This window comes from Methylocella tundrae (assembly GCF_901905185.1).
GTDB lineage: Bacteria > Pseudomonadota > Alphaproteobacteria > Rhizobiales > Beijerinckiaceae > Methylocapsa > Methylocapsa tundrae.
In genome coordinates this window covers 1-2,492 of record NZ_CABFMQ020000112.1, presented here as the reverse complement: position 1 = coordinate 2,492, position 2,492 = coordinate 1, and the positions used below count along the sequence as shown (strand labels likewise).

The following is a 2,492-nucleotide window of genomic DNA, read 5'->3' as shown; positions in this document are numbered from 1 at the left end:
GCGTGTCGATTTCCACTGAGAACTGACCCAGGCAGCCCGGGTTTTTCCGCCGAGAACTGACCCATGTTCGAACCTTACCCCTTTGGCCTGGCCGGGGGGCGATGGAGTGATCGACATGGAGTTATTGAGCGTCATCCGGCGCTGGCATTATCGAGATCATTTCTCGATCCGAGAGATATCGCGGCGCACAGGTCTGTCGCGGAACACGGTGCGCAAGTATCTGCGCTCTGACAGCATCGAGCCCAAGTTTAATCTTCCTGACCGGCCGAGCGGGCTGGACCCCTACGCCGACAAGCTGTCGCATATGCTGCGACAGGAGGCAGGGAAGTCGCGCAAGCAGAAGCGCACGATCAAGCAGTTGCACGCCGATCTGGCGGCGCTGGGCTACGACGGATCCTACAATCGCGTGGCGGCTTTCGCGCGCGATTGGAAGGACGCCCGACAGCGAGAGCAAAAGACCACGGGCCGCGGCGTCTTCGTGCCCCTTGCGTTCATGGCGGGCGAGGCGTTCCAGTTCGATTGGTCAGAGGACTGGGCGGTCATCGCGGGCGAGCGGACCAAGCTCCAGGTCGCTCACTTCAAGCTCAGCTATAGCCGCGCTTTCTTTCTCCGCGCCTATCCGCAACAGACCCATGAGATGCTGTTCGACGCGCATAATCACGCCTTCCGCGTACTGGGTGGCGTGCCGCGGCGCGGCATCTACGACAATATGCGAACCGCCGTCGATAAGATCGGACGCGGCAAGGAGCGCAAGGTCAACGCCCGCTTCTCGGCCATGGTCAGTCACTTCCTGTTCGAGGCCGAGTTCTGCAATCCGGCGTCCGGGTGGGAGAAAGGCGGAGCCCGCCAAGGGTCCGGCATGCGAAGCATGTTGGATGGCGGGCGGAGGTCAAATCGAAAAGAACGTCCAGGACGCCCGCCATCGGCTTTGGCAACCGACGCCCAGCTTTCCCTCCCTGGCGGCGCTGAACGATTGGCTGGAGACGCGCTGCCGGGAACTGTGGGCGCAAACGGCGCACAACTCGCAGCCGGGCTCGGTAGCCGACGCCTGGGCCGAAGAGACGCGGCATCTGATGCAGCTTCCGAGGCCGTTTGACGGTTTCGTCGAATACGCCAAGCGCGTCTCGCCGACGTGCCTGGTCCATCTCGACCGCAATCGCTACAGCGTGCCGGCGTCCTTCGCCAATCGCCCGGTCAGCGTGCGGGTCTATCCCGAGCGTATCGTCGTCGCCGCCGAAGGGCAGATCGTCTGCGAGCACGCCCGCGTCTTCGCCCGCTCCCACGAACGCAAGAGCACGGCGACCGTTTTCGATTGGCGGCATTATCTCGCGGTCATACAGCGCAAGCCCGGAGCCCTGCGTAACGGCGCGCCCTTCGCCGAACTCCCGCCTGCCTTCCGGGCTTTGCAACAGCGCCTGCTCAAGACGCCGGGCGGCGACCGCGAGATGGTCGAGATTCTAGCCTTGGTTCTCCAGCACGACGAGCAAGCCGTGCTCACGGCTGTCGAACTGGCGCTGGAGGCTGGCGCGCCGACCAAGACGCATATTCTGAACCTGCTCCACAGGCTGGTCGACGGAAAGCCCATGGACACGCCTCCAATAAAGGCGCCGCAGGCTTTGACCTTGACCACCGAGCCGCAAGCCAACGTTGAACGCTACGACGCTCTGCGCAAGACCCGGGAGGCGCGTCATGCGTCATAATCCCGCCGCCGGCGCCGTCGTCATCATGCTGCGGGTTCTCAAGATGCACGGCATGGCTCAAGCGGTCGGCGAACTGACCGAGCAAGGCTCTCCCGCCTTCGAGGCCGCTCTGCCGATCCTGTCGCAACTCCTGAAGGCGGAGACCGCCGACAGGGAGGTGCGGTCGACGGCCTACCAATTGAAGGCGGCCCGCTTCCCGAACTACCGTGACCTTGCCGGCTTCGACTTCGCCAGCAGCGAGGTCAACGAGGCGCTCGTCCGCCAGCTTCACCGCTGCGAGTTTCTCGAGGACGCGCACAACGTCGTCCTGGTCGGCGGCCCAGGCACGGGCAAAACGCATCTCGCCACGGCCATCGGCGTCCAGGCCATCGAACATCACCGAAAGCGCGTCCGGTTCTTCTCCACCGTCGAACTCGTCAACGCCCTCGAACAGGAGAAGAGCCAAGGGAAAGCTGGCCAGATCGCAGGGCGGCTCGCCTATTCCGACCTCGTCATCCTTGATGAGCTTGGCTACCTGCCGTTCAGCGCCTCCGGTGGAGCGCTGCTCTTCCATCTCTTGAGCAAGCTCTACGAGCGAACCAGCGTCATCATCACGACGAACCTAAGCTTCGGCGAATGGGCGACCGTGTTCGGCGATCCCAAGATGACGACGGCGCTGCTCGACCGCCTCACCCATCGCTGCCACATCCTCGAAACCGGAAATGACAGCTTCCGCTTCAAAAACAGCTCGGCGAAGCCCGCTAAATCCACCAAGGAGAAACCGCGAAACTTGACGAACGCCTGACCCACAAA

1 protein-coding gene and 1 pseudogene are annotated in these 2,492 nt (G+C 63.3%); both read left to right on the top strand.

Translation table 11 applies throughout. The features are described from left to right. Positions 1-115: 115 nt before the first annotated feature. A pseudogene (istA, locus tag MPC4_RS17190) lies at positions 116-1,700 on the top strand (IS21 family transposase). Further along, positions 1,690-2,484, top strand: coding sequence for an IS21-like element helper ATPase IstB (gene istB / locus MPC4_RS17185; RefSeq protein WP_174513602.1), 795 nt, complete (start codon positions 1,690-1,692; stop codon positions 2,482-2,484). The pseudogene istA and the gene istB overlap by 11 nt, the downstream one beginning before the upstream one ends. Positions 2,485-2,492: the final 8 nt, after the last annotated feature.

Bases quoted from the DNA above. Each gene is read 5' to 3' on its own strand.
- istB (WP_174513602.1), top strand. From the start codon at position 1,690: ATGCGTCATAATCCCGCCGCCGGCGCCGTCGTCATCATGCTGCGGGTT.